Annotated in this window: 5 protein-coding genes; all 5 read left to right on the top strand. The window is 71.8% G+C overall.

Translation table 11 applies throughout. The features are described 5' to 3' along the window. Positions 1-166 precede the first annotated feature (166 nt). From D7V80_RS15375 to D7V80_RS15395, 5 genes are read left to right on the top strand one after another with little or no spacing between them, the layout of a single operon-like run. Complete coding sequence (locus D7V80_RS15375; protein ID WP_120588875.1) at positions 167-5,614, top strand: non-ribosomal peptide synthetase; 5,448 nt, start codon at positions 167-169, stop codon at positions 5,612-5,614. 45 nt (positions 5,615-5,659) lie between these two features. Further along, entirely contained in the window at positions 5,660-10,318 is a 4,659-nt protein-coding gene (locus tag D7V80_RS15380; protein WP_120588876.1) for a type I polyketide synthase, read from the top strand. Between the two features lie 39 nt (positions 10,319-10,357). Next, entirely contained in the window at positions 10,358-16,327 is a 5,970-nt protein-coding gene (locus D7V80_RS15385; protein ID WP_120588877.1) for a type I polyketide synthase, read from the top strand. A 2-nt stretch (positions 16,328-16,329) separates the two neighbouring features. Continuing rightward, a complete protein-coding gene (locus D7V80_RS15390; protein WP_120588887.1) occupies positions 16,330-19,653 on the top strand; it encodes a non-ribosomal peptide synthetase in 3,324 nt (1,107 codons plus the stop codon). Next, positions 19,646-24,193, top strand: a complete 4,548-nt coding sequence (locus D7V80_RS15395; RefSeq protein ID WP_158616635.1) for a type I polyketide synthase — start codon at positions 19,646-19,648, stop codon at positions 24,191-24,193. Before D7V80_RS15390 ends, D7V80_RS15395 begins: the two co-directional genes overlap by 8 nt. The last annotated feature ends 56 nt before the right edge of the window (positions 24,194-24,249 follow it).

Below are 24,249 nucleotides of genomic sequence, written 5' to 3' on the forward strand. Positions count from 1 at the left end.
GTCAGGCGATACATGCGCGAAACAACGCCCCTTCACGGCGGGTGCTGATTGCGACTGACCTCTTGAATCCCTGTCTTGCCGGGAGACAGCAGCCCCCCGGCCCCTGAATCCGCGTCTCCGTGCTCCCCCCGTGCACGGAACACCCCCGCATCCCAGGAGTCGCGTCATGCCTACTGGAACCACGTCCGGTTCTTCCCCGGTCTCTGACCTTGCGTTTTCCACCCTGGTTGAATTGCTGCGCGTCCGCGCGAGCACCCAGGGAGACCGTCGGGGCTTTACGTTCCTGCTGGACGGGGAAACGGACGAAGCGCACCTGACGTACGCGGAGCTGGATCAGAAGGCTCGCGCCATCGCGGCGGCGCTCCAGGCGCGCGGGGCCCGGGGCCAGCGGGCGCTGCTGCTGTATCCGCCCGGGCTGGACTACATCGCCGGGTTCTTCGGCTGCCTGTACGCGGGCGTGATCGCGGTCCCCATCTATCCGCCGGACCCCATGCGCCTGGCGCGCACGCTGCCGCGCCTGCTGGCCATCAGCCAGGACGCGCAGGCCACCATCGCCCTCACCACCGACTTCATCTATGGCATGGGGGAGATGCTCTTCGAGCAGGCGCCGGAGCTGCGGGAGCTGCACTGGATCGCCACGGACACGCTGGACGCGGAGGTCGCCGAAGGCTGGAAGGACCCCGGCGTGGCCACGGACACGCGGGTGTTCCTCCAGTACACGTCCGGCTCCACGTCGTCGCCCAAGGGCGTGGTGCTGACGCACGGCAACCTGCTGCACAACTCGAAGCTGATCCACTCGTGCTTCGGTCACTCGACCGAAAGCCAGGGCGTCATCTGGCTGCCGCCGTACCACGACATGGGCCTCATTGGCGGCATCCTGCAGCCTTTGTATGGCGGCTTCCCGGTGACGCTGTTCTCGCCGGTGGACTTCCTCAAGCGGCCCATGCGCTGGCTGGAGGCCATCTCCCGCTACAAGGCCACCACGAGCGGCGGTCCCAACTTCGCGTTCGACCTGTGCGTGCGCAAGAGCACGCCGGAGGAGCGCGCGAAGCTGGACCTGAGCCACTGGGACCTGGCCTTCAACGGCGCGGAGCCCATCATGCCGGACACGCTCCGGCGCTTCGCGGAGGCGTTCGGTCCGCAGGGCTTCCGCTCGGAGGCCATCTATCCCTGCTACGGGCTCGCGGAGGGCACGCTCATCGCCTCCGGCGGTGACAAGCGCGAGCTGCCGGTGCAGCGCACCGTGGACGGGGGCGCGCTGAAGGACAACCGCGTGGTGGCGAAGGAGGCGGCGAGCCCCGGCGCCCAGACGCTGGTGGGCTCCGGCCGCAACCTCACGGATCAACGCCTGGTCATCGCGCATCCGGAGACGGGCGCGCCGCTGCCGGCGGGCCAGGTGGGCGAGATCCGCGTCGCCGGGCCCAGCATCGCGCAGGGCTACTGGGGCCGTGAGGAGCAGACGCGGACCACCTTCCAGCAGCCGCTGGCCGGCACGGGGGACCCGACGCCGTTCCTGCGCACGGGCGACCTGGGCTTCCTCGCGGACGGCGAGCTGTTCGTCACCGGCCGGCTGAAGGACCTGATCATCATCCGCGGGCGCAACCACTACCCGCAGGACATCGAGCGCACGGTGGAGTCCGCCCACCCCGCCATCCGCCCCGGCTGCACGGCGGCGTTCTCCATCGAGCAGGATGACGAGGAGCGCCTGATCGTCGTGACGGAGGTGGACCGCCGCGCGGTGGAGCGCGACGGCGTGGACCTGGACGCGCTGGCGCAGGGCATCCGGCAGGCCGTCGCGGCCGGGCACGACCTGCAGGCCCAGGGCGTGGTGCTGCTGGGGCCGGGCGCCATCCCGAAGACGTCCAGCGGCAAGATCCAGCGCTTCGCCACCCGCGCGGAGTACGTCGCGGACACGCTGGAGGCGCTGCACAAGAGCGTCCTCGCCGCCGCGCCCGCCCCCGCGCCCGAGGCCGTGAAGACCGCCGCCCCGGAAGCCGCCGCCGCGCCCGCGCCGGTGGGCCCGGACACCAGCATGCTGCGGAAGATGCTGGCGGTGGTGACGGACGCCACCGCGCGCCGGGCCATGGTGGCGGTGTTCCTCCAGGAGCAGGCCGCGCAGGTGCTGCGGCTGCCCACCGCGCAGGTGGACGTGCAGAAGCCGCTGCATGCCTACGGCGTGGACTCGCTGATGGCGGTGGACTTCAAGAGCGCGGTGGACGCGGGGCTGGGCATCGACCTGCCGCTGTCGGACGTGCTCCAGGGCGTGTCGCTGTCGAAGCTGGCGGAGGTCGTGGTGACGCTGATGTCGGCGCCTCCGTCCCAGCAGGCATCGAACGCGGTGGCCGCCTCGTCCGCCACGGGTGACGCGCCCCTGTCCGGTGGACAGCAGGCGCTGTGGTTCATGCACCAGCTCGCGCCGGAGAGCGCCGCCTACCACGTGCCCGTCGCGGTGCGCGTGCGCGCGGGGCTGGACGCGAACGCGCTGAAAGGCGCCTTCGAGGCGCTGGTGGCCCGCCACCCTGCCCTGCGCACCACGTTCGTCATGGCGGCCACCGGCCCCGTGCAGCGCGTGCACGCGGAGCTGCCGCTGGACTTCACCACCACGGACGCGAAGGGCTGGAGCGACGCGCAGGTGGCGGAGCACCTGTCCGCCGAGGCCCGCCGCCCGTTCGACCTGGAGAAGGGTCCGCTCCTGCGCGTGCGGCTGGTGTCGCGGTCCGCGGAGGACCACGCGCTGCTCATCGCGATGCACCACATCGTCACCGACTTCTGGTCGCTGGCGGTGATGGCGGAGGAACTGGACGCGCTCTATCCGGCGCTCAAGCTGGGCAAGCGGCCCACGCTGGCGCAGCCCGCGCGCACCTACGCGGACTACGCGCGCTGGCAGTCGGAGATGCTCACCGGGGCTCGCGGACAGGCGCTGGAGAAGTACTGGCGCGAGCAGCTGTCCGGCACGCTGCCGGTGCTGGACCTGCCCACGGATCACCCGCGTCCCCCGACGCAGACCTTCAACGGCCGCGTCCACACCACCCGGCTGGACGCGAGCGTCGCGAGCGCGGTGAAGACGCTGGCGCGCGACCACGGCGCCACGCCGAACATGGTGCTCCAGACGGCGTTCCAGGTGCTCCTGCACCGCTACACCGGCCAGCAGGACTTCACGCTGGGCGTGGTGAGCGCGGGCCGCGGACGCGCGGAGCTGGCGGGCATCACGGGCTACTTCGTCAACCCGCTGGTGGTGCGCACGCGGCCGTCCCCCACGCTGACCTTCACGGACTACCTGGCCCAGACGCGCCAGACGATGCTGGGCGCGCTGGAGCACCAGGACTACCCCTTCAGCTCGCTGGTGGACCGGCTGCAGCCGGTGCGTGACCAGAGCCGCTCGCCGCTGTTCCAGGTGATGTTCGTCTACCAGCGCGCCTCCAAGCTGGACGAGCGCGGCCTCACGCCCTTCGCCCTGGACATCCCGGGCGCGAAGTCCACCGTGGCGGGCCTGCCCATCGAATCGCTGGTGCTGTCGCACGGCGGCGCGCAGTTCGACCTCACGCTCACCATGGGCGAGGCGGACGGCGAGCTGGTGGCCTCCTTCGAGTACAACACCGACCTCTTCGAGGCCGGCACCATCGAGCGCATGGCCGGGCACCTGGCCACGCTCCTCTCCGGCATCGCCGCCCAGCCGGGCCGCGCGCTCGCTGGGCTGCCGCTGCTCACGCAGGCCGAACAGCAGCTGCTGCTGGAGACCTGGAAGGGTCCGCGCGTGCCTCTCACGCAGGCGGACATGCTCCCTGCCCTCTTCGCGGCGCAGGTGGCGCGCACGCCGGACAACGTCGCGGTCCTCTTCAAGGACGCGCAGCTCACCTACCGTGAGCTGGATGCGCGCGCGGGGCAGCTGGCCGCGTGGCTGCGCGGCGCGGGCGTGAAGCCGGGCGACATCGTCGGCATCTGTCTGGAGCGCTCCGTGGAGACGCTGGTGTCCGTGCTGGCGGTGATGGCCGCGGGCGCGGCGTACGTGCCCATCGACCCGGCCTACCCCTCCGAGCGCGTGGCCTTCATCCTCGGCGACACGCAGGCGCCGGTCCTCATCACCCAGTCCTGGCTCCAGCGCACGCTGCCCTCCGGCACGTCCGCGCGCACGCTGTTCGTGGACCAGCCGCTGGACGGCGCGCTGTCCACCGCGCCCGCCGCGACGGTGGCCTCCGGGGACCTGGCGTGCCTCGTCTACACCTCCGGATCCACCGGCCAGCCCAAGGGCGTGATGCTGGAGCACGGGGGCCTCGCGAACCTGGTGCGCTCGTTCGTGGAGTCCTACGCGCCTGGCGCGACGGACCGGATGCTGCCGCTCACGTCGGTGGCCTCCGCCAGCTTCGTGGGCGAGATCCTCCCGCTCCTGTGCACGGGCGGCGCGCTGGTGCTGCCCACCGAGGATGAGATCCTCGACCAGGAGAAGCTGTTCCAGCTGATCACCCGCCACACCGTCACCATCGTGAGCACGGTGCCCGCGGTCATCGCCGGGCTCAACGCACGCCTGGAGCAGCTGCCGCCGCTCAAGCTGGTGCTCTCCGGCGGCGAGGCGCTGGTGGCCAGCGACGTGGAGAAGCTGCTCGCCACGGTGCCGGTGGTGAACGGCTACGGCCTCACGGAGACCACCGTGTGCTCCACCTACCACCGCATGGCGGTGGAGGACCTGCAGGGCCACGCGTGGGTGCCCATCGGCCGGCCCGTCATCAACACGGACGTGTACGTGCTGGACGCGGAGCGCAACCTGCTGCCCGTGGGCGTCGCCGGTGAGCTGTACGTGGGCGGCCTGGGCGTGGCGCGCGGCTACTGGAAGCGGCCGGAGCTGACCACGGAGCGCTTCATCGCGAACCCGTTCGCCTCCGACAAGGGCGAGCGCCTGTACCGCACGGGCGACCGCGCGCGGTGGCTGCCAGACGGCGTGCTCACGTTCCTGTCCCGCGCGGATGATCAGGTGAAGATCCGCGGCTTCCGCATCGAGCTGGGTGAGGTGGAGGCCGCCGTGCGCCGCCACCCGGCCGTGAAGGACGCGTTCCTGATGGCGCGCGAGGACTCGCCCGGCGACAAGCGCCTGGTGGCCTACGTGGTGCTGGGGGAGCCCGCGCCCACGCACTCGGACCTGAACACCTTCCTCGCGGAAGGGCTGCCGCCGTACATGCTGCCGTCCGCGTACGTGCCGCTGTCCTCGCTGCCCCTGTCGCCCAACGGCAAGGTGGACGCGAAGGCGCTGCCCGCGCCGGAGGGGGCGCGCCTCGCGTTCGGCGTCGCCTACGCCCAGCCGCAGAGCGCGGTGGAGCGCAGCGTGGCCGCCATCTGGGCGGCGGTGCTGAAGGTGGAGCGCGTCGGCCTCAACGACAACTTCTTCGAGCTGGGTGGCAACTCGCTGCTCATCGCGCAGGCCCACCGGCGGCTGAAAGAAGAGCTGGGCGCGGACCTGGCGCTGGTGGACATGTTCAAGTTCACCACGGTGAGCGCGCTGGCCCAGCACCTGGCGAACAAGGGCGAGGACTCGGGCGCGGCCTCCCAGAAGATCAAGGACGAGGCGGAGCGCCGCCGGGCCGCCCAGGCGCGGCGTCAGCAGGCGCGCGGCCGTGGCAAGTAACCAAAGACTTTCAGGCACACCCCCCAGATTTCGAAGGACGGCTTCATGAGCACTGACACTCCCGAAGTGGACGGCATCGCGGTCATCGGCCTGGGCGGCCGCCTGCCCGGTGCGAAGACCATCGCCGAGTTCTGGAAGAACCTCACCGGCGGCGTGGAGAGCATCACCTTCTTCACCGACGAGGAACTCATCGCCGAGGGCGCCGACCCCGCGATGGTCCGCGCGCCCAACTACGTGAAGGCCCGCGGCACGCTGGGCGACACGGATCAGTTCGACGCGGCCTTCTTCGGGATGAACCCCCGCGAGGCCGCGCTGATGGACCCGCAGCACCGCGTCTTCCTGGAGTGCGCGTGGGAGGCCATGGAGAGCGCCGGCTACAGCCCGGAGCGCCAGCCCGGCCGCGTGGGCGTGTTCGGCGGCATGAGCATGAACACGTACCTGCTCTCCAACCTGTACTCGCACCTGGCGCACGTCGCGTCGGTGGAGAGCCTCCAGGCGTCCATCGGCAACGACAAGGACAGCCTCACGACCGAAGTGGCGTACCGCATGGACCTGAAGGGGCCGGCCGTCACGGTCCAGTCCTCGTCCTCCACGTCGCTCACGTGCATCCACTACGCCTGCCAGAGCCTGCTGTCGTTCGAGTGCGACATGGCGCTGGCCGGTGGCGTGTCCATCCACTTCCCGGAGAAGGCGGGCTACCTGTACCACGAGGGTGGCACCACGGCGCCGGACGGCCACTGCCACACCTTCGACGCGGAGGCCGCGGGCTTCGTCGCCGGCCACGGCGCGGCGGTGGTCGCGCTCAAGCGCCTGTCGGACGCGCTCAAGGACGGAGACACCGTCTACGCGGTGGTGCGCGGCTCGGCGGTGAACAACGACGGCTCGCAGAAGGTCAGCTACATGGCCCCGGCCGTCGCGGGTCAGGCGGAGGTCATCGCGCTGGCGCAGGCCGTCGCGGGCGTGGATCCGGACACCATCGGCTACGTGGAGGCGCACGGCACGGCGACCAAGGTCGGGGATCCGATTGAAGTCGCGGCGCTCACGCAGGCCTTCCGCCAGGGCACGGACAAGAAGAACTTCTGCGCGCTGGGCTCGGTGAAGAGCAACATCGGCCACCTGGACTCGGCGGCGGGCGCGGTGGGCTTCATCAAGGCGGCCCTCACGCTGCACCACAAGGTGATTCCGCCCAGCCTCAACTTCAAGACGCCCAACCCCGCGTGCGACTTCCCCAACAGCCCGTTCTACGTGAACACGGAGCTGCGCGACTTCCCTCGCGGGGAGACGCCGCGCCGCGCGGGCGTCACGTCGCTGGGCATGGGCGGCACCAACGCGCACGCCATCCTGGAGGAGGCGCCGGAGCTGCCCGCCACCGACAAGGCCCGCCTGCCCGCGCAGGTGGTGCTGCTGTCCGCGCGCACGGAGAACTCGCTGGAGGTCGCCACGGACCGGCTGGCCGCGCACCTGCGCGAGAACCCGGACGTGGACCTGGCGGACGTGGCGTACACGCTCCAGGTGGGCCGCAAGCGCTTCGGCAAGCGGCGCGCGGTGGTGGCTCGCACCACGGCGGAGCTGGCCTCCGCGCTGGCGGAGCGCACCCCGGGCCGCGTCTTCTCCGGCAGCGCGGAGAACAGCGGCCGTCCGGTGATGTTCATGTTCTCCGGGCAGGGCTCGCAGTACGTGGACATGGGCCGCGAGCTGTACGAGACGGAAGTGCTCTTCCGCGCCCAGGTGGACACCTGCGCGGAGAAGCTCAAGCCGCACCTGGGCCTGGACCTGCGCACGGTGCTGTACCCGTCCGCGGAGTCTCGCGAGCTGGCGTCGGAGCGCCTCAAGCAGACGGGCCTCACGCAGCCCGCGCTGTTCGTCATCGAGTACGCGCTCGCGAAGCTCTGGGAGTCGTGGGGCGTGACCCCGCACGCGATGGTGGGCCACAGCATCGGTGAGTACGTGGCCGCGTGCCTCGCGGGCGTGTTCACCCTGGACGACGCGCTGGCGCTGGTGGCCGCGCGTGGCCGGCTGATGCAGTCCTTGCCCGCGGGCTCCATGCTCGCGGTGTCCCTGCCGGAAGAGCACGTCACGCCCATGCTGCCGGAGGGCTTGTCCGTGGCGGCGGTGAACAGCCCGGCCACGTGCGTGGTCGCCGGCCCCACGCCGCTCATCGACGCGTTCGTGGAGACGCTGAAGCTCCAGGGCCTGGCGTCCTCGCGGCTGCACACGTCGCACGCGTTCCACTCGGCGATGATGGACCCCATCCTGGACGCCTTCCGCGAGGCGGTGCGCAAGGTGGCCCGGAAGGCGCCGACGAAGCCCTACCTGTCCAACGTCACCGGCACCTGGGTGACGGCCGAGCAGGCCACGAGCCCCGACTACTGGGCGAAGCACCTGCGCGGCGCGGTGCGCTTCGCGGACGGCGTGGGCGAACTGCTCAAGGAGTCCGACGCCATCCTGCTGGAGGTCGGCCCGGGCAACACGCTCGTCACGCTGGCCCGGCAGCACCCGGACAAGGGCGCGAAGCACGCGCTGATCAACTCGCTGCGCCACCCCAAGGAGCAGGTCGCGGACCTGGACCACGTGCTGGCCACGCTGGGCCGGCTGTGGCTGGAGGGCGTGGAGGCGGACTGGGACGCGTTCCGTGGCGGTGAGAAGCGCCGCCGCATCGCGCTGCCCACGTCCCCCTTCGAGCGTCAGCGCCACTGGGTGGACCCGCGCAAGGAGACCGCCGCCGACGGCGAGCGCGCCGAGTGGGCGTCCGCGGATCAGAAGCAGCCCGTGGCCCGCTGGTTCTACCTGCCGTCGTGGCAGCGCGCGCTGCCGTCGCCCCAGGGCACCTGGAGCGAGCAGAAGGCCACCTGGTGGCTGCTGCTCCCGGACGACGCCAATGAAGGCCTGGGCGCGCGGCTCGCGCTCAAGCTGGGCGAGGCCGGCCAGGACGTGGTGCGCATCACCCCGGCCGCCGTCACCGCGAAGCACGACGAGCACCACTGGTCGCTCGCGCTGGGCGGCGAGGCCACGGTGCTGGAGGCGCTCACCGCGCAGGGCCGCGCCCCGGACCACGTGCTGCACCTGGGCACGCTGGGCCTGGGCGACGCGCACGGCGAGGCGGACTTCGAGTCCGCGCTGGGCAAGGGCTTCCTGGGGCTGCTGTCCCTGGCGCAGGCCCTGGGCCGTCAGCCCGGCACGCGTCCCGTGTCGCTGGTGGCGGTGACGAACCGCATGCAGGCACTGGGCGACGAGGCGCCGAACCCGGAGCTGGCCACGGTGCTGGGCCCGGTGCGCGTCATTCCGCAGGAGTACAGCCACCTGTCCGCGAAAGCCGTGGACGTGCGCCTGCCCGCGTCCGGCAGCTGGCAGGAGACGGCGCTGGTGGAGTCCCTGCTGTCCGAGGCCGCCACGCCGTCCAAGCTGGAGACCGTCATCGCGTACCGGGGCGGCGCCCGCTGGGTGCAGCACTTCGAGCACGTGCCGGCGGACGCGCCGCGCAGTGCCCAGCTGCCGCTGCGCGACGGGGGCGTGTACCTGCTCATCGGCGGCTTCGGCACGCTGGGCTTCTCCCACGCGAAGTCGCTGGCGAAGCGCGCGAAGGCGAAGCTGGTGCTCGCGGGCCGCACGCCGCTGCCGGAGCGCTCGCAGTGGGACGCGCACCTGGCCGCGCATGGCGAGGACGACGCTGTCTCCCGCCGCATCCGTCAGGTGCGCGAGCTGGAGGCGCTGGGCGCGCAGGTGCACACCGTGTCCGTGGACGCGGGCAACAAGGTCCAGGTGAAGGAGGCCGTGGACGCGGCGCTGACGCACTTCGGCGCGCTGCACGGCGTGGTGTTCGCGGCGGGTGACGTGGGGCAGGCGCTCTTCCGCGCCATCCCGGACACCCGGCCCGAGGACGTGCGCGACACCTTCCACGGCCGCGTGCGCGGGCTGTACGCGCTGGAGGAGGCGGTGCGCGGGCGCTCGCTGGACTTCTGCGTGCTGTCGTCGTCGCTGGCGGCGGTGCTGGGCGGTCTGGGGCTCGCGTCGTACTCGGCGGCCACGTCCTTCATGGACGCGTTCGCCACGAAGCAGGCGCAGACGTCACCGGTGCCGTGGATGAGCGTGGGCTGGGACGCGTGGCAGTACGAGTCCCGCGCGGGCGGCGCGCAGAGCCCGTTCGGCGCGCTGGCCATCACGGCTTCCGAAGGCGAGGATGCCTTCGAGCAGCTCTTCCAGCTGGGCGCCGTGTCGCACGTGGCCGTGTCCACGAGCAACCTGCGCGCCCGTGCGCGCAAGTGGGCCCAGCCGGCCGCCGCGCAGGAGAAGGCGGAGGCGAAGCAGGAGGCGGGCTCTTCCCTGGGCACCACGCCCCGGCCCGCGCTCCAGAACGCCTACGTGCCGCCGCGTGACGAGCTGGAGGAGAAGATTGCCCGCCTCTGGCAGACGACGCTGGGCATCGACCAGGTCGGCGTGCACGACAACTTCTTCGAGCTGGGTGGCAACTCGCTCGTCGGCGTGAAGCTGATTGCCCGCGTGCGCGAGCAGTTCGGCGTCGCGCTGCCGGCCGTCACCCTCTACGAAGGACCCACCGTGGGGGCGCTGGCGAAGCTGCTCAAGGCCGCCAGCGGCAGCGAGGACACGGAAGCCGCGCCCGAGGAGACCGAGGCGCTCAGCCGCGGGGAGCGCCGCCGTGCGCGCCGCGCGAACCGCCGGGGCGACAGCGCCTCCGACGAGGAGTAGCCGTCCCCTCCCCCCACCTTTCGAAGCCGAGCACACCCCATGTCCGCTGAATCGAACATCGACGCGCAGGCCATCGCCATCGTCGGCATGGCCGGACGTTTCCCCGGCGCTCCCGACCTGGACTCCTTCTGGAAGAACCTGCGCGAAGGCGTGGAGTCCATCCAGCCCGTCCCCGACGCGGAGCTGGAGAAGCTGGGCGTGGACCCCGTCCTGCGCAAGGACCCGCGCCACGTGAAGGCCAGCGCCGCGCTGGCCGGCATGGAGCTGTTCGACGCGGGCTTCTTCGGCTTCACGCCCCGCGAGGCGGAGCTGATGGACCCGCAGCACCGCGTCTTCCTGGAGTGCGCGTGGGAGGCGCTGGAGAAGGCGGGCCACACGCCGGAGGGCTTCGACGGCTCCATCGGCGTGTTCGCGGGCGCGGCCACCAACACGTACCTGGTGTTCCACCTGGTCCCCAACTTCGACCAGCTGAGCGGAATGGATCAGGTGCAGGTGGACGTGAACAACGGCGGCGACTTCCTGGCCACCCGCGTCGCGTACAAGCTCAACCTGCGCGGCCCCAGCTACTCCATCACCAGCGCGTGCTCCACGTCGCTCGTGGCCACGCACGCGGCCTGCCAGAGCCTCCTGAATGAGGAGTGCGACCTGGCCCTGGCCGGCGGCGTGTCCGTGCACGTGAAGCACCCGGAGGGCTACCCCTTCGTGCCCGGCGGCATCGTGTCCCCGGACGGCCACTGCCGCGCGTTCGACGCGAAGGCGGAGGGCACGGTGTTCGGCAGCGGCGTGGGCGTGGTGGTGCTCAAGCGGCTGGCGGACGCCATTGAAGACGGCGACCACATCCACGCCATCATCAAGGGCAGCGCCATCAACAACGACGGCGCGCTGAAGGTGGGCTTCACCGCCCCCAGCGTGGAGGGCCAGGCCACCGTCATCACCGAGGCCCTGGGCGCGGCCGGCGTGGCGCCGGAGACCATCGGCTACCTGGAGGCGCACGGCACCGGCACGAAGATGGGTGACCCCATCGAGGTGCGCGCGCTCAACAAGGCGTTCAAGTTCCGCTCGGCGGCGGCGAAGGCGAACCCTCCGAAGATTCCGGTGGGCTCGCTCAAGAGCAACATCGGCCACCTGGCCAACGCGGCCGGCGTCTCCAGCCTCATCAAGGCGGTGCTGACGCTGGAGAACCGGCAGATTCCGCCCAGCCTCCACGTGACGGAGGTGAACCCGGAGATTCCGTTCTCGGGCGGCCCGTTCTTCGTCAACACGAAGCTCGCCGACTGGCAGGCGAACCCCAAGCACCCGCGCCGCGCGGGCGTGAGTTCCTTCGGCGTGGGCGGCACCAACGCGCACATCGTGCTGGAGGAGGCCCCGGCCCTTCCGGCGTCCGGCGCGTCCCGCCCGGCGCAGCTGCTGGTGCTGTCCGCGAAGAGCGACGCGGCGCTGGACGCGGCGACGAAGAACCTGGCCGCGCACCTGAAGGCGCACCCCGCGCAGGCGCTGGCGGACGTGGCCTTCACGCTCCAGACGGGCCGTCAGGCCATGGCGAAGCGGCGCGTGCTGGTGTGCCGCGACCGGGATGACGCGATGGCCGCGCTGGAGGTGGAGAACGGCCCACGCCTGTGGACGAACACGCCGGACGTGCATGAGCGGCCGGTGGCCTTCCTGTTCCCCGGCCAGGGCTCGCAGTACGCGGGCATGGCGCGCGACCTGTACGCGTCCGAGCCGACCTTCAAGCGGCACCTGGACGCGTGCGCGGACAAGCTGACGTCGCACCTGGGCCTGGACCTGCGCACGGTCCTCTTCCCGGAGGCCTCCAAGGCGGAAGCGGCGACGCAGGCGCTGACGCGCACGGAGCTGACGCAGCCCGCGCTCTTCGCCGTGGAGTACGCGCTGGCGAAGCTGTGGATGGCATGGGGCGTGAAGCCCTCCGCGATGCTGGGGCACAGCATCGGTGAGTACGTGGCCGCGTGCCTCGCGGGCGTGTTCACCCTGGACGACGCGCTGGCGCTGGTGGCCGCGCGCGGCAAGCTGATGCAGGGGCTGCCCTCGGGCGCGATGCTGTCCGCGAAGCTGGAGGAGTCCGCGCTCAAGCCGCTGCTCCCCGCGAACATCAGCGTGGCGGCGGTGAACGCACCGGGCTTCACCGTGGTCGCGGGCCCCACCGACGCGGTGGACGCGCTCCAGGCGAAGCTGGAGGCGCAGGGCGTGGAGGTGTCGCGGCTGCACACGTCGCACGCGTTCCACTCCGCGATGATGGACCCCATCCTCGCGACCTTCACCGCGCGCGTGCGTCAGGTGAAGCTCAACGCGCCCACGCTGCCCTTCCTGTCCAACGTGACGGGCACCTGGATTGAAGCGGCGCAGGCGACGGACCCGGGCTACTGGGCCACGCACCTGCGTCAGGCCGTGCGCTTCTCCGCGGGCCTCCAGGAGCTGTCTCGCAAGTGGCCGCAGGCGGCGCTGCTGGAGGTGGGCCCCGGCACGGTGCTCACCACGCTGGCGAAGCAGCAGCCGGGCGCGGAAGCGCGCGTGCTCATCTCCTCCACGCGCCACCCGCGCGAGCAGGCGCCGGATCTCCAGGTGCTGCTGAGCGCGCTGGGCCGGCTGTGGCTCAACGGCGTGACGGTGGACTGGAAGGGCTTCGCGGGCAACGAGCAGCGCCGCCGCGTGCCGCTGCCCACCTACCCCTTCCAGCGTGAGCGCTACTGGATCGACGCGAAGCCGCTGGGCGGCGGGGCCCGCACGGATGCGCCCGCGTCGCTGGAGAAGCGCCCGGACGTGGCGGACTGGTTCTACGCGCCGTCGTGGAAGCTGTCCCCGCTGCCCAAGGCGAAGGACGCGGCGGGCAAGGGCTGGCTGGTGCTCGCGGACGACACCGGCGTGGCGGAGGCCCTGGCGCCGAAGCTGGGCGGAGACGTCTTCCGCGTCGTCCCCGGTGCGCGCTTCGAGCAGCGTCCGGACGGCACGTTCACGGTGGATCCGGCGCGCCGCGAGGACTTCTGCGCGGTGCTGGAGGCGCTGAAGAAGCAGGGCCGCGCGTTCTCCAACGTGCTGCACCTGTGGAGCCTGTCGCACGAGCCGGCCTCCCAGGAGAAGGCGCTGGACCTGGGCTTCCACAGCCAGCTGTTCCTCGCTCGCGCCCTGAGCGAGACGGGCCACCTGGAGCCGCTCACCTGGTCCGTGGTGACCAGCCGCTCCGCCCGCGTGGAGCAGGCGGACGCGCAGGTGCCGGAGCAGGCCCTGCTGGTGGGCCCCTCGCGCGTGCTGCCGCAGGAGTACCCGAACCTCTCCTGCCGCTTCGTGGACGTGGTGCCCGGCGACGCGGGCGCGGTCGTGGACCGGCTGGCGGCGGAGCTGGGCGCCGAACCGCGTGACGCGGTGGTGGCCCTGCGTGGCCGCCAGCGCTGGGTGCAGACCTTCGAGCCCGTGCGCCTGGAGGCGGCCGGCGCGGAGGTGCTGCGCGACGGCGGCGCGTACCTCATCACCGACGGCCTCACCGGCATCGGCCATGCGCTGGCGTCCGAGCTGGCCACGGTGCACCAGGCGAAGCTGACGCTGGTGGAGACGCCGGACTTCCCCAGCCGCGGCCAGTGGACGGCGTGGGTGGAGAAGCACGGCGTGCAGGACGCGGTGTCCCGCCGCATCCAGCGCGCGCTGGCCCTGGAGCGCACCGGCGTGGAGATGCTGGTGCTGCCGGCGTCCCTCACCGACGTGGAGTCCATGCGCGGCGTGGTGGACGCGGCGGTGGCGCGCTTCGGCCGCATTGATGGCGTCATCCACGCGGCGGGCGGCATGCAGGGCGCCACGCTGGGCACCATCGCGGAGACGGGCCCGGACGAGTGCGCCTGGCACTTCCGCCCGCAGGTGCACGGCGTGCGCGTGCTGGAAGAGGTGCTCCCGAAGGAAGGCCCCGCGTTCTGCCTCCTCGTGTCGTCGCTGTCGTCCGTGCTGGGCGGCCTGGGCCAGGTGGCGCAGGCCTCCGCCAGCGCCTTCATGGACGCGTTCGCCGAAGCGCGCACGGAGGGCTTCGCCTACCCGTGGCTGAGCGTGGACTGGGACGCGTGGCAGTTCGCGGACGCGCAGGCCATGGCGGAGCTGTCCCCCACGCTGGCCCGGTTCGCCATCCAGCCCGCAGAGGGCCTGGAGGCGCTGCGCCGCGCGCTGTCACATGGCGAGAGCGGCCGGCTCGCGGTCTCCACGGGTGACCTGGCCGCGCGCCGCCGTCAGGGGCCTCGTGCAGTAAAGGCGGAGAAGGGCAAGAAGGACGCGGCGAAGGGCAACAAGCACGCGCGCCCCTCCATCCTCACGCCCTACGCCGCGCCTCGCACGGAGCTGGAGAAGACCGTCGCGGGCATCTGGGAGCAGGTGCTGGGCATTGACGGCATCGGCATCAACGACAACTTCTTCGAGCTGGGCGGCCACTCGCTGCTGGCCACGCAGCTGCGCAACCACATCCACGCGGTGCTGAAGGTGGACCTGTCGCTGCGCGGCCTCTTCGAGACGCCCACGGTGGCCGGCGTCGCCGGGCGCGTGGAGCAGGAGCTGGGCAAGCGCGCGGCCTCCACGGAGAAGCCCATCGCGGAGCGCCTGCGCACCGCGTTCCCCACCGAGCGCCCCGCCCTGCTCACCGAGTACCTGCGCCACCACATCTCCGAAGGCCTGCGCATCCCGTTGGACAAGCTGCCCGCCGACGGCAGCCTCAAGGGCTACGACCTGCACGCGCTGGGCGCGGAGCTGGAGTACGACCTGCGGCAGGACTTCAAGTTCCAGCTCTACCCGCATGAGGTGCAGGCGCACCCGTCCATCCCGGAGCTGTCCAAGTACCTGCTGGTGGAGATGGACCGGCTCCAGGACCCGCAGCGCTTCGCGGAGAACAAGCCGCTGTCCGCGTACCCGCTGAAGCCCTACCGCGCCCAGACGTCCGGCGCGCAGCGCACCAACACGGCGAAGAAGAACCCGCCCATGGTGTTCGTGCACTCCAGCCCGCGCGCGGGCTCCACGCTGTTCCGCGTGATGCTCGCGGGACACCCCCGGCTGTTCTGCCCGCCGGAAGTGAACCTGCTCTTCTTCGAGGGCATGCGCGAGTGGCGCGAGAACATCGGCTTCGGCTCCGAGATGGAGTGGACCACGGGCGGCCTGCAGTGGGCGCTCATGGAGCTGGAGAAGCTGGACTCGCCCGCCGGCGCCGCGCTGGTGGACCGGCTGGTCGCGGACGACGTGTCCGCGCAGGACGTCTACCGCCGCCTCCAGGAGAAGTCCTCGCCACGGCTGCTCGTGGACAAGACGCCCACGTACGCCATGGACGTGGAGACGCTGGAGCGCGCGGAGCGGATGTTCGAGGGCAACAAGTACATCTACCTCTACCGCCACCCGCTCCCGGTGATGGAGTCCATCCTCCGGATGCGCTTCGACCGCCTCTTCGCCGCCGGCCTCTTCGGCGACGCGGACGTGGATCCCTACGTGGTGGCGGAGACGGTGTGGGCGCTGTCCAACCGGAACCTGCTCAACTTCTTCGACGGCATCGGCCGCGAGCGCTGCCACTGGGTGCGCTACGAGGACCTGGTCGCGGACCCCACGAAGGTGATGACGGGCGTGGCCCAGTTCCTGGGGCTCGAGTTCGACGAGCGCATGGTCCAGCCGTACGACGGCAAGAAGGACCGCATGATGGGCGGCCTGGGTGACCCGAACATCCTCCAGCACCAGGGCATCGAGAAGAAGATGGGCGAGTCCTGGAAGCGCATCAAGTGGCCCCGCCCCTTCGACGCCTCCACCCACGCGGTGATTGAGCGGCTGGGCTACTCCGTGGAGGGCGCCACGCCCACGCAGCCCCTGGTGGCCGCGCAGCCGGTGGCCACGCCCGCCGCGAAGCAGAAGGTGACCGCGGCGGAGGCGGAGAAGTTGCTGGAGAACATGGACCAGCTGTCGGACGAACAGGTGGCGGAGCTGCTCGCGGTCATGGAAGACGCAGGCGGCGGTGACGGTGGTGACAGCAGCAGCGAGGACGCAGCCTGAACATGACGCCCGAAGAGAAGCGAGCACGCCTGGCCCAGCTCCTGAAGGACAAGTCGCGCCCTGCCTCGAAGCAGGCGCCCCTGTCCTTCGCGCAGGAGCGGATGTGGTTCCTGGACAAGTGGAGCCCCGGCAGCGCGGCCTTCCACATGCCCACCGCGGTGCGACTGACGGGCACCGTGGACACGGACGCGCTGCGCCGCGCCCTGGCCCTGCTGGTGGAGCGGCACGACACGCTGCGCACCACCTTCCAGGAGCGCGAAGGCGGCGGCGTGCAGGTCATCGCCTCCACGGGTGAGGTGCCGCTGGAGGTGATGGACCTCCAGGGGCTGCCGGTGACGGAGCGCGAGGCCGAAGCCCAGCGGCGCGTCGTCACGCTCGCGCAGCAGCCGTTCAGCCTGGAGCAGGGGCCGCTGTTGCGCGCGGTGCTGATGCTCCTGGGCAACGGTGAGCAGGTGCTGCTGGTGGATCAGCACCACATCGTCTCCGACGGCTGGTCCATGGGCGTGCTCGTGCACGAGCTGGCGGTGCTGTACCGCGCGTGCCTGGAAGGTCAGCCCTCGCCGCTCAAGCCCCTGCCCTTGCAGTACGCGGACTGGGCGGCGTGGCAGAAGGAATGGCTCCAGGGCGCGGAGCTGGAGCGCCAGCTCACCTACTGGAAGAACCGCCTCAACCCGAACGCGCTCCTGGAGCTGCCCCAGGACAAGCCGCGTCCGGCGCTGATGAGCTCCAAGGGCGAGCGGCAGGTAATGCACCTGTCCCCCGCCCTCACCCAGGCGCTCAAGGCGCTGGGCCAACGCGAGGGCCGCACGCTCTTCGTCACGCTGCTGTCCGCGTTCAACGTGCTCCTGTCCCGCTACACCGGGCAGGACGACATCGTGGTGGGCACGCCCATCGCGGGACGTCCGCGCGCGGAGGTGGAGGGGCTCATCGGCCTGTTCGTGAACATGCTGGCGCTGCGCTCGGACCTGTCCGGCAGGCCCACGTTCAAGGAGCTGCTGAACCGCGTGCACGAGTCCACGCTGGACGCGTACGCGCACCAGGACATCCCCTTCGAGCGGCTGGTGGATGCGCTCAAGCCGGAGCGGCACCTCAGCCACTCGCCCATCTTCCAGGTGATGTTCGTCCTGCAGAACGCGCCCATGCCGGCCCTGGAGGCCCCGGGCGTGGTGATGGAGGCGAAGCCGGTGGACACCGGCACGACGAAGTACGACCTGTCGCTCCTGCTGGTGGACCTGCCGCAGGGCCTGCGCGTCATCGCCGAGTACAGCACCGACCTCTTCGAGCGCTCCACCGCGGAGCGCCTGCTGGGCCACTACCTGACGCTGCTCGAAGGCATCGTCGCTCGGCCGGACGTGCCCATCTCCCGCCTGCCGCTCTTGCCCGATGCCGAGCGCCAGCGCGTGCTGAAGGACTGGAACGACACCTCCGTCACGCACCCGAAGGACGCGACGCTCACGTCGCTCATCGAGGCGCAGGTGGCGCGCACGCCGGACGCCGTCGCCCTGGAGTTCGAGGGCAGCCGCCTCACCTACCGCGAGCTGGACGCCCGCGCGAACCAGCTGGCGCACGCGCTGCGCAAGCACGGCGTGGGACCGGAAGTCCGCGTGGGCCTGTGCGTGGAGCGCTCGCTGGAGATGGTGGTGGGCCTCCTGGGCACGCTGAAGGCGGGCGGAGCCTACGTGCCGCTGGATCCGGGCTACCCGCAGGAGCGCCTGGGCTGGATGCTGGAGGACGCGCGTCCGCCGGTGCTGCTGGTGCAGGAGCGGCTGCTGGCGCGGCTGCCGGCGTCGGACGCGAAGGTGGTGAAGCTGGACACGGGCTGGGAGGAGATTGCCCGCGAGCCCACCACCGCGCCCGCGCCCACGGCGACGCCGGACTCGCTGGCGTACATCATCTTCACTTCCGGCAGCACGGGCCGCCCCAAGGGCGCGATGAACGCGCATGGCCCGGTGGTGAACCGCCTGCTGTGGATGCAGTCCGCCTACCGGCTCACGCCGCGGGACGTGGTGCTCCAGAAGACGCCGTTCAGCTTCGACGTGTCTGTCTGGGAGTTCTTCTGGCCGCTGATGACGGGCGCGAAGCTCGTGGTCGCGAAGCCCGGCGGGCACCAGGACCCGGGTTACCTCAAGTCGCTGATTGCCTCCGCGTCCGTCACCACGCTGCACTTCGTGCCCTCCATGCTCCAGGCCTTCCTGGACGAGCCGGGCGTGGCGGAGTGCACGTCGCTCCAGCGCGTGGTGTGCAGCGGTGAAGCGCTGCCGCTGGAGCTGAAGGAGCTGTGCCTGCGCACGCTGCCCGGCGCGGGGCTGCACAACCTCTACGGCCCCACCGAGGCCGCGGTGGACGTGACGTTCCACGCGTGCAAGGCCAACGACGGCCGCCGCTCCGTGCCCATTGGCCGGCCGGTGGACAACACGCGGATTTGCATCCTGGACGCGGAGCTCCAGCCGGTGCCCCAGGGCGCCGCGGGCGAGCTGTACATCGGCGGCGTACAGGTGGGACGCGGCTACCTGGCGCGGCCCTCGCTGACGGCCGAGCGCTTCATCCCGGATCCGTACGCGACGGTGCCGGGCGCGCGCATGTACCGCACGGGCGACGTGGCGCGGTGGCTGCCGGACGGCGAAATCGAGTACCTGGGCCGCGCGGACTTCCAGGTGAAGATCCGCGGCCTGCGCATCGAGCTGGGCGAGATCGAGTCCTCGTTGGAGAAGCACCCCACGGTGCGCCAGGCGGTGGTGCTCGCGCGCGAGGACCGGCCGGGCCAGAAGCGGCTGGTGGCCTACGTCACCGGCAAGGACGCGAAGCCGGAGGGCGCGGCGCTGCGCACGTACCTGCTGGAGCGCCTGCCCGAGTACATGGTGCCGTCCAACATCGTGGTGCTGGAGCGCATGCCGCTCAGCCCCAACGGCAAGGCGGACCGCAAGGCGCTGCCCGCGCCGGAGGCCGGTGGCGCGGATCCGTCGCGGCCCTTCGTGGCGCCGGGGACGGCCATCGAGCAGCAGATCGCCCAGGCGTGGAAGGACCTGCTCCACGTGGAGCGGGTGGGCCTGGACGACCCCTTCTTCGAATTGGGTGGCAACTCGCTGCTCGCGCTCCAGTTGCACCGCCGGTTGACGGCGGAGCTCGGCGTGACGCTGGCGCTCACGGACCTCTTCCAGTACCCCACCGTGCGGGCACTGGCGGCGCGGCTGTCGCGCCGGGAGGACACGCCCTCGGAGGACGCGGCGCAGGCGGGCCGCTCCCGTGCCGAGGCGCGACGCACGGTCAACCGCCGCGCGGGAGCCTCGCGCGGTCGGGTGGAAACGGATGGAGACGCGGATGAGTGACGCAGTGGGTGGTGGCGAGGAGCGCATCGCGATCGTCGGCCTGTCGGGCCGCTTCCCGGGTGCGCAGACGCTGGAGGGCTTCTGGGAGATGCTCCGGCGCGGCGGCGACGCGCGTCGCGTGCCCACGGACGCGGAGCTGGACGACGCGGGCGTTCCCCAGGCCCTGCGCGCCCATCCACAGTGGGTGCGCTCCAGCTACGTGCTGGAGGGCGCCACGGAGTTCGACGCGGGCCTCTTCGGCTACAGCCCGCGCGAGGCGGAGCTGATGGACCCCCAGCAGCGCATCTTCATGGAGTGCGCGTGGGAGTCGCTGGACAACGCCGGCTATGACCCGGGCCGCTTCAAGGGCGCGGTGGCCGTCTACGCGAGCGTGAGCCTGAGCTCGTACCTGCTGCGCGCGCTGATGCGGCAGCCGGACCTGATGGACGCGGCCGGTTCGTTCGGCGTGATGCTGGCCAACGACAAGGACTACGTGGCCACGCGCGTGTCCCACCGGCTGGGCCTGCGCGGGCCCGCGGCGACGGTGCAGACGGCGTGCTCCAGCTCCCTGGTGGCGCTCCACCTGGCGTGCCAGAGCCTGCTGTCCGGCGAGAGCGACATGGCGCTCGCGGGCGGCTCGTCCGTGTCCTTCCCGCAGACGGCGGGCTACCTCTACCAGGAGGGGATGATCTTCTCGCCGGACGGCTACTGCCGCGCGTTCGACGCGAAGGCCAACGGCACCGTGCGCGGCGCGGGCGCGGCGGTGGTGGTGCTCAAGCGCCTGTCGGATGCGCTCAAGGACGGCGACACCATCCACGGCGTGCTCTTGGGCACGGCGGTGAACAACGACGGCGCGGGCAAGGTGGGCTTCACCGCGCCCAGCGTGGAGGGCCAGGCCGCGGTCATCGCGGAGGCGCTCGCCATCTCCGGCGTCACGCCCGACGACATCCAGTACGTGGAGGCCCACGCGACGGGCACCCCGCTGGGCGACCCGATAGAGGTGGCCGCGCTCAACCAGGCCTTCGGTGGCAAGGAGACGGGCCAGAAGCGCGTGGCGCTGGGCTCGCTCAAGGCGGCCATTGGCCACCTGGACGCGGCGGCCGGCATCGCGGGCGTGGTGAAGACGGTGCTCGCCATGGAGCACGGTGAGATTCCCGCGAGCCCCCACTTCGAAAAGCCCAACCCCGTCATCGACTTCGACGCGGGCCCCTTCTTCGTGCCCTCGCAGCCCCGGCCGTGGACGTCCCCGAACGGGCCGCGCCGCGCGGGCGTGAGCGCCTTCGGCATCGGCGGCACCAACACGCACGTCATCCTGGAGGAGGCCCCGAAGACAGCCGCCCCCGCGCCGTCCAAGCGCGCATGGCACGTGCTGCCCCTGTCCGCCCGCACGCCCGCGGCGCTGGACGCGGCGACGGAGCGGCTGGCCGCGCACCTGGACGCGAACCCGAACGTGTCCCTGGCGGACGTGGCGTACACGCTCCAGGTGGGCCGCCACGCGCACGAGCACCGGCGCGCCGTGGTGGTGAAGGACGTCGCGGACGCGAAGGCGGCGCTGCGGGATGCGCGGCGGCTGTTGGGTGGCTCTGGAACCAACACGCGCCGGCCGGTGGTGTTCCTCTTCTCCGGCCAGGGTTCGCAGTACGTGGACATGGGCCGTGGCCTCTACGAGCAGGAGCCCATCTTCCGCACGGAGGTGGACGCCTGCGCGGAGAAGCTCAAGCCGCACCTGGGCCTGGACCTGCGCACCGTGCTGTATCCGCCCGCGGACGGGCGCGAGAAGGCGACGGAGCAGCTCAAGCAGACGTCGCTCACGCAGCCCGCGCTGTTCGTCATCGAATACGCGCTCGCGAAGCTGTGGGCGTCGTGGGGCGTGACGCCGCAGGCGATGGTCGGCCACAGCATCGGTGAGTACGTGGCCGCGTGCCTGTCGGGCGTGTTCAGCCTGGACGACGCGCTGGCGCTGGTGGCCACGCGCGGCCGGCTGATGCAGTCGCTGCCTTCGGGTTCCATGTTGTCCGTGCGGATGACGCCGGAGGCGCTGGCGCCGCTGATGGACGCGCGCATCTCCGTGGCGGCCGTGAACGCGCCGGGCTTCACGGTCGTGGCGGGCCCCAGCGACGCGGTGGACGCGCTCCAGGCGAAGCTGGAGGCGCAGAAGGTGGAGGTGTCGCGGCTGCACACGTCGCACGCGTTCCACTCCCACATGATGGACCCCATCGTGGAGGAGTTCCGTCAGGCGGTGGCGAAGGTCGCTCGCAAGGAGCCGAAGGAGCTCTACCTGTCCAACGTCACCGGCACCTGGGTGACGCGCGAGGACGCGGTGAGCCCTGCGTACTGGGCGCGGCATCTGCGCGACGCCGTGCGCTTCCAGGACTCGGCGACGCTGCTGTTGAACGACCCCGAGCATGTCTTCCTGGAGGTCGGTCCGGGCAACGCACTGGCCACGCTGGTGCGCCGCAACGCGCAGGAAGGCACGTTCCCGGCCATCCTCACCACGCTGCCCGCGCCGCGCGACGCCCAGCAGGACGCGCTCACGCACGCCGCGGACGCGTTCGCGAAGCTGTGGCTCGCGGGCGCGAAGACGACCGCGGGCCGCGTCTACAAGGGCGAGGCCCGCCGCCGCATCCCCCTGCCCGCCTACCCCTTCCAGCGCGAGCGCTACGACCTGCTCAAGGGTCCGCCGCCCGCGCTGCCTCGCGCCGCCGCCGCGCGGACCGTGACGACGCAGGGCGTGGAGTTGACCGTCCCCTCGTGGCCGCGCACGCGTGCCTCACCGCAAGTTCCGTCGCTGTCCGGCCAGCGTTGGCTGGTGCTGGAGGCGGACACGCCGGTGGCCGCGCGCGTGTCGGAGCGGCTGCGCCAGGCGGGCGCGGACGTGGTGTCGCTCGTCGCGGGACAGGGCGCGTCGGATCCGGTGACGAAGCGCTTCGCCGTGGATCCGTCAGCTCCGGATGCCCTGGGGGACGCGCTGGGCGAGCACCTGGACCGCCTGCGCGGTGAGGACTGGACGCCCGCGCACGTCGCGTACCTGTGGCCGCTGGTGAAGGAGCCGCGCGACCTGGAGTCGGGGCTCGCGACGTCGTTCCACGGGCTGCTCGCGCTGGCGAAGGCCGTGGGCCCGGGCGCGGCGAAGACGCCGGTGACGCTGGACGTGGTGACCATTGGCGCCCAGGACGTCACGGGCGAGGAGCCGCTGCTGCCCTGGCAGGCGGCCGCTGTCGGTGCCAGCCGGGTGCTGCCGCAGGAGTACCCCGGCCTCACCGTGCGCGCCGTCGACGTCACCTGGCCCGCGCCGGAAGAGTCCGCGTCCGGCCCGTGGCTGGAGCGGCTGGTGACGGAGCTGGCCGCCGGCAAGGACCCGGTGGTCGCGCTGCGCGGTCCCTACCGCCACGTCGAAGCGTTCGAGACCATCGACGTCCCTGCCACCACGGAACAGGTTGGCCTCAAGGACGGCGGGGTCTACGTCATCGTCGGTGGCTTGGGCCGCGTGGGGCTCGCGCTCGCGGAGCAGCTCACGCAGGCGGTGAAGCCGAAGCTCGTGCTGCTGTCTCGCCGCACGCTCCCCGCCCCCGGCGAATGGGACGCGTGGCGCGCGGGCCATGACGCGCAGGACGCGACGTCCAAGGCCATTGACCGCATGCGCGCGTTGGAGCGTTCGGGCGCACAAGTCCTGGCGCTGCGCGCGGACGCGGGCGTGCAGGGCCAGCTCGACAAGGCGCTCCAGGTCGCGGAGGCGAAGTTCGGCCGCATCGACGGCGTCTTCTACGCGGCCGGTGACGGCGGCATGGCCACCCGCATCTCCGTGGCCGAGGCCACGCCGGAGGCCACCGCCCCGCTGCTGTCCGGCCGCTTCGGAGGCCTCATGCGGCTGGCGGAGGCCCTGGCATCGCGGCAGCCGGACTTCGTCGTGGTGCAGTCCTCCCTCACCGTGGTGCTGGGCGGCATGGCGGTCAGCGCGGTGGCGGCGGCGCACGCCGGCATGGACGCGGTGGCGGCACGGCAGGCCCGGCTGGGCGGCGCCCGCTGGTACACCGTGGACTGGGACGTGTGGGGCGTGGGCGAGGGCTTCCGGCCCGACGCCGTCATCCCCCCCGCTGAGGGCTTCCGCCTCCTGCGCGCGCTGCTCACCCAGCCCACCGGTGGACGCTTCCTCGCGTCACTCGGGTCGCTGGAGGCTCGGCGTCAGGTGGCGCGCGACGGCGCCTCCACCTCCCGCGCGGGCGGAAGCGGCAGCGGCAAGCACCCGCGTCCCCCGCTGGCCAACGCCTTCGTCGCCCCGCGCGACGAGACCGAGGAGAAGGTCGCCGCGCTCTGGCAGGACCTGCTGGGCGTGGAGTCGGTGGGCATCACCGACAACTTCTTCGAGCTGGGCGGCCACTCGCTCCTGGGCGTGCAGCTGCTGTCGCGCATCCGCGAGGCCTTCCAGGTCGAGCTGTCCATGCGCGCCCTCTTCGAATCCCCCACCGTGGAGGTGATGACGGTGGCCATCGTGGAGGCGAGCGCCAGTCAGCTCGACCCCGAAGCCCTGGAAGCCATGCTCGCGGAGCTGGAGCAGAGCTGAAATCCCCCTAGCAACGCCGGGCCCGCGCGCACTCCCGTAGTACGGTGCGCGGGCCC

It is taken from the genome of Corallococcus sp. CA054B, from assembly GCF_003611625.1.
Taxonomy (GTDB): Bacteria; Myxococcota; Myxococcia; order Myxococcales; family Myxococcaceae; genus Corallococcus; species Corallococcus coralloides.

Excerpts from the sequence above, each read along its gene's own strand:
- D7V80_RS15375 (WP_120588875.1), top strand. The coding sequence starts at position 167 with ATGCCTACTGGAACCACGTCCGGTTCTTCCCCGGTCTCTGACCTTGCG.
- D7V80_RS15380 (WP_120588876.1), top strand. The coding sequence starts at position 5,660 with ATGAGCACTGACACTCCCGAAGTGGACGGCATCGCGGTCATCGGCCTG.
- D7V80_RS15385 (WP_120588877.1), top strand. The coding sequence starts at position 10,358 with ATGTCCGCTGAATCGAACATCGACGCGCAGGCCATCGCCATCGTCGGC.
- D7V80_RS15390 (WP_120588887.1), top strand. The coding sequence starts at position 16,330 with ATGACGCCCGAAGAGAAGCGAGCACGCCTGGCCCAGCTCCTGAAGGAC.
- D7V80_RS15395 (WP_158616635.1), top strand. The coding sequence starts at position 19,646 with ATGAGTGACGCAGTGGGTGGTGGCGAGGAGCGCATCGCGATCGTCGGC.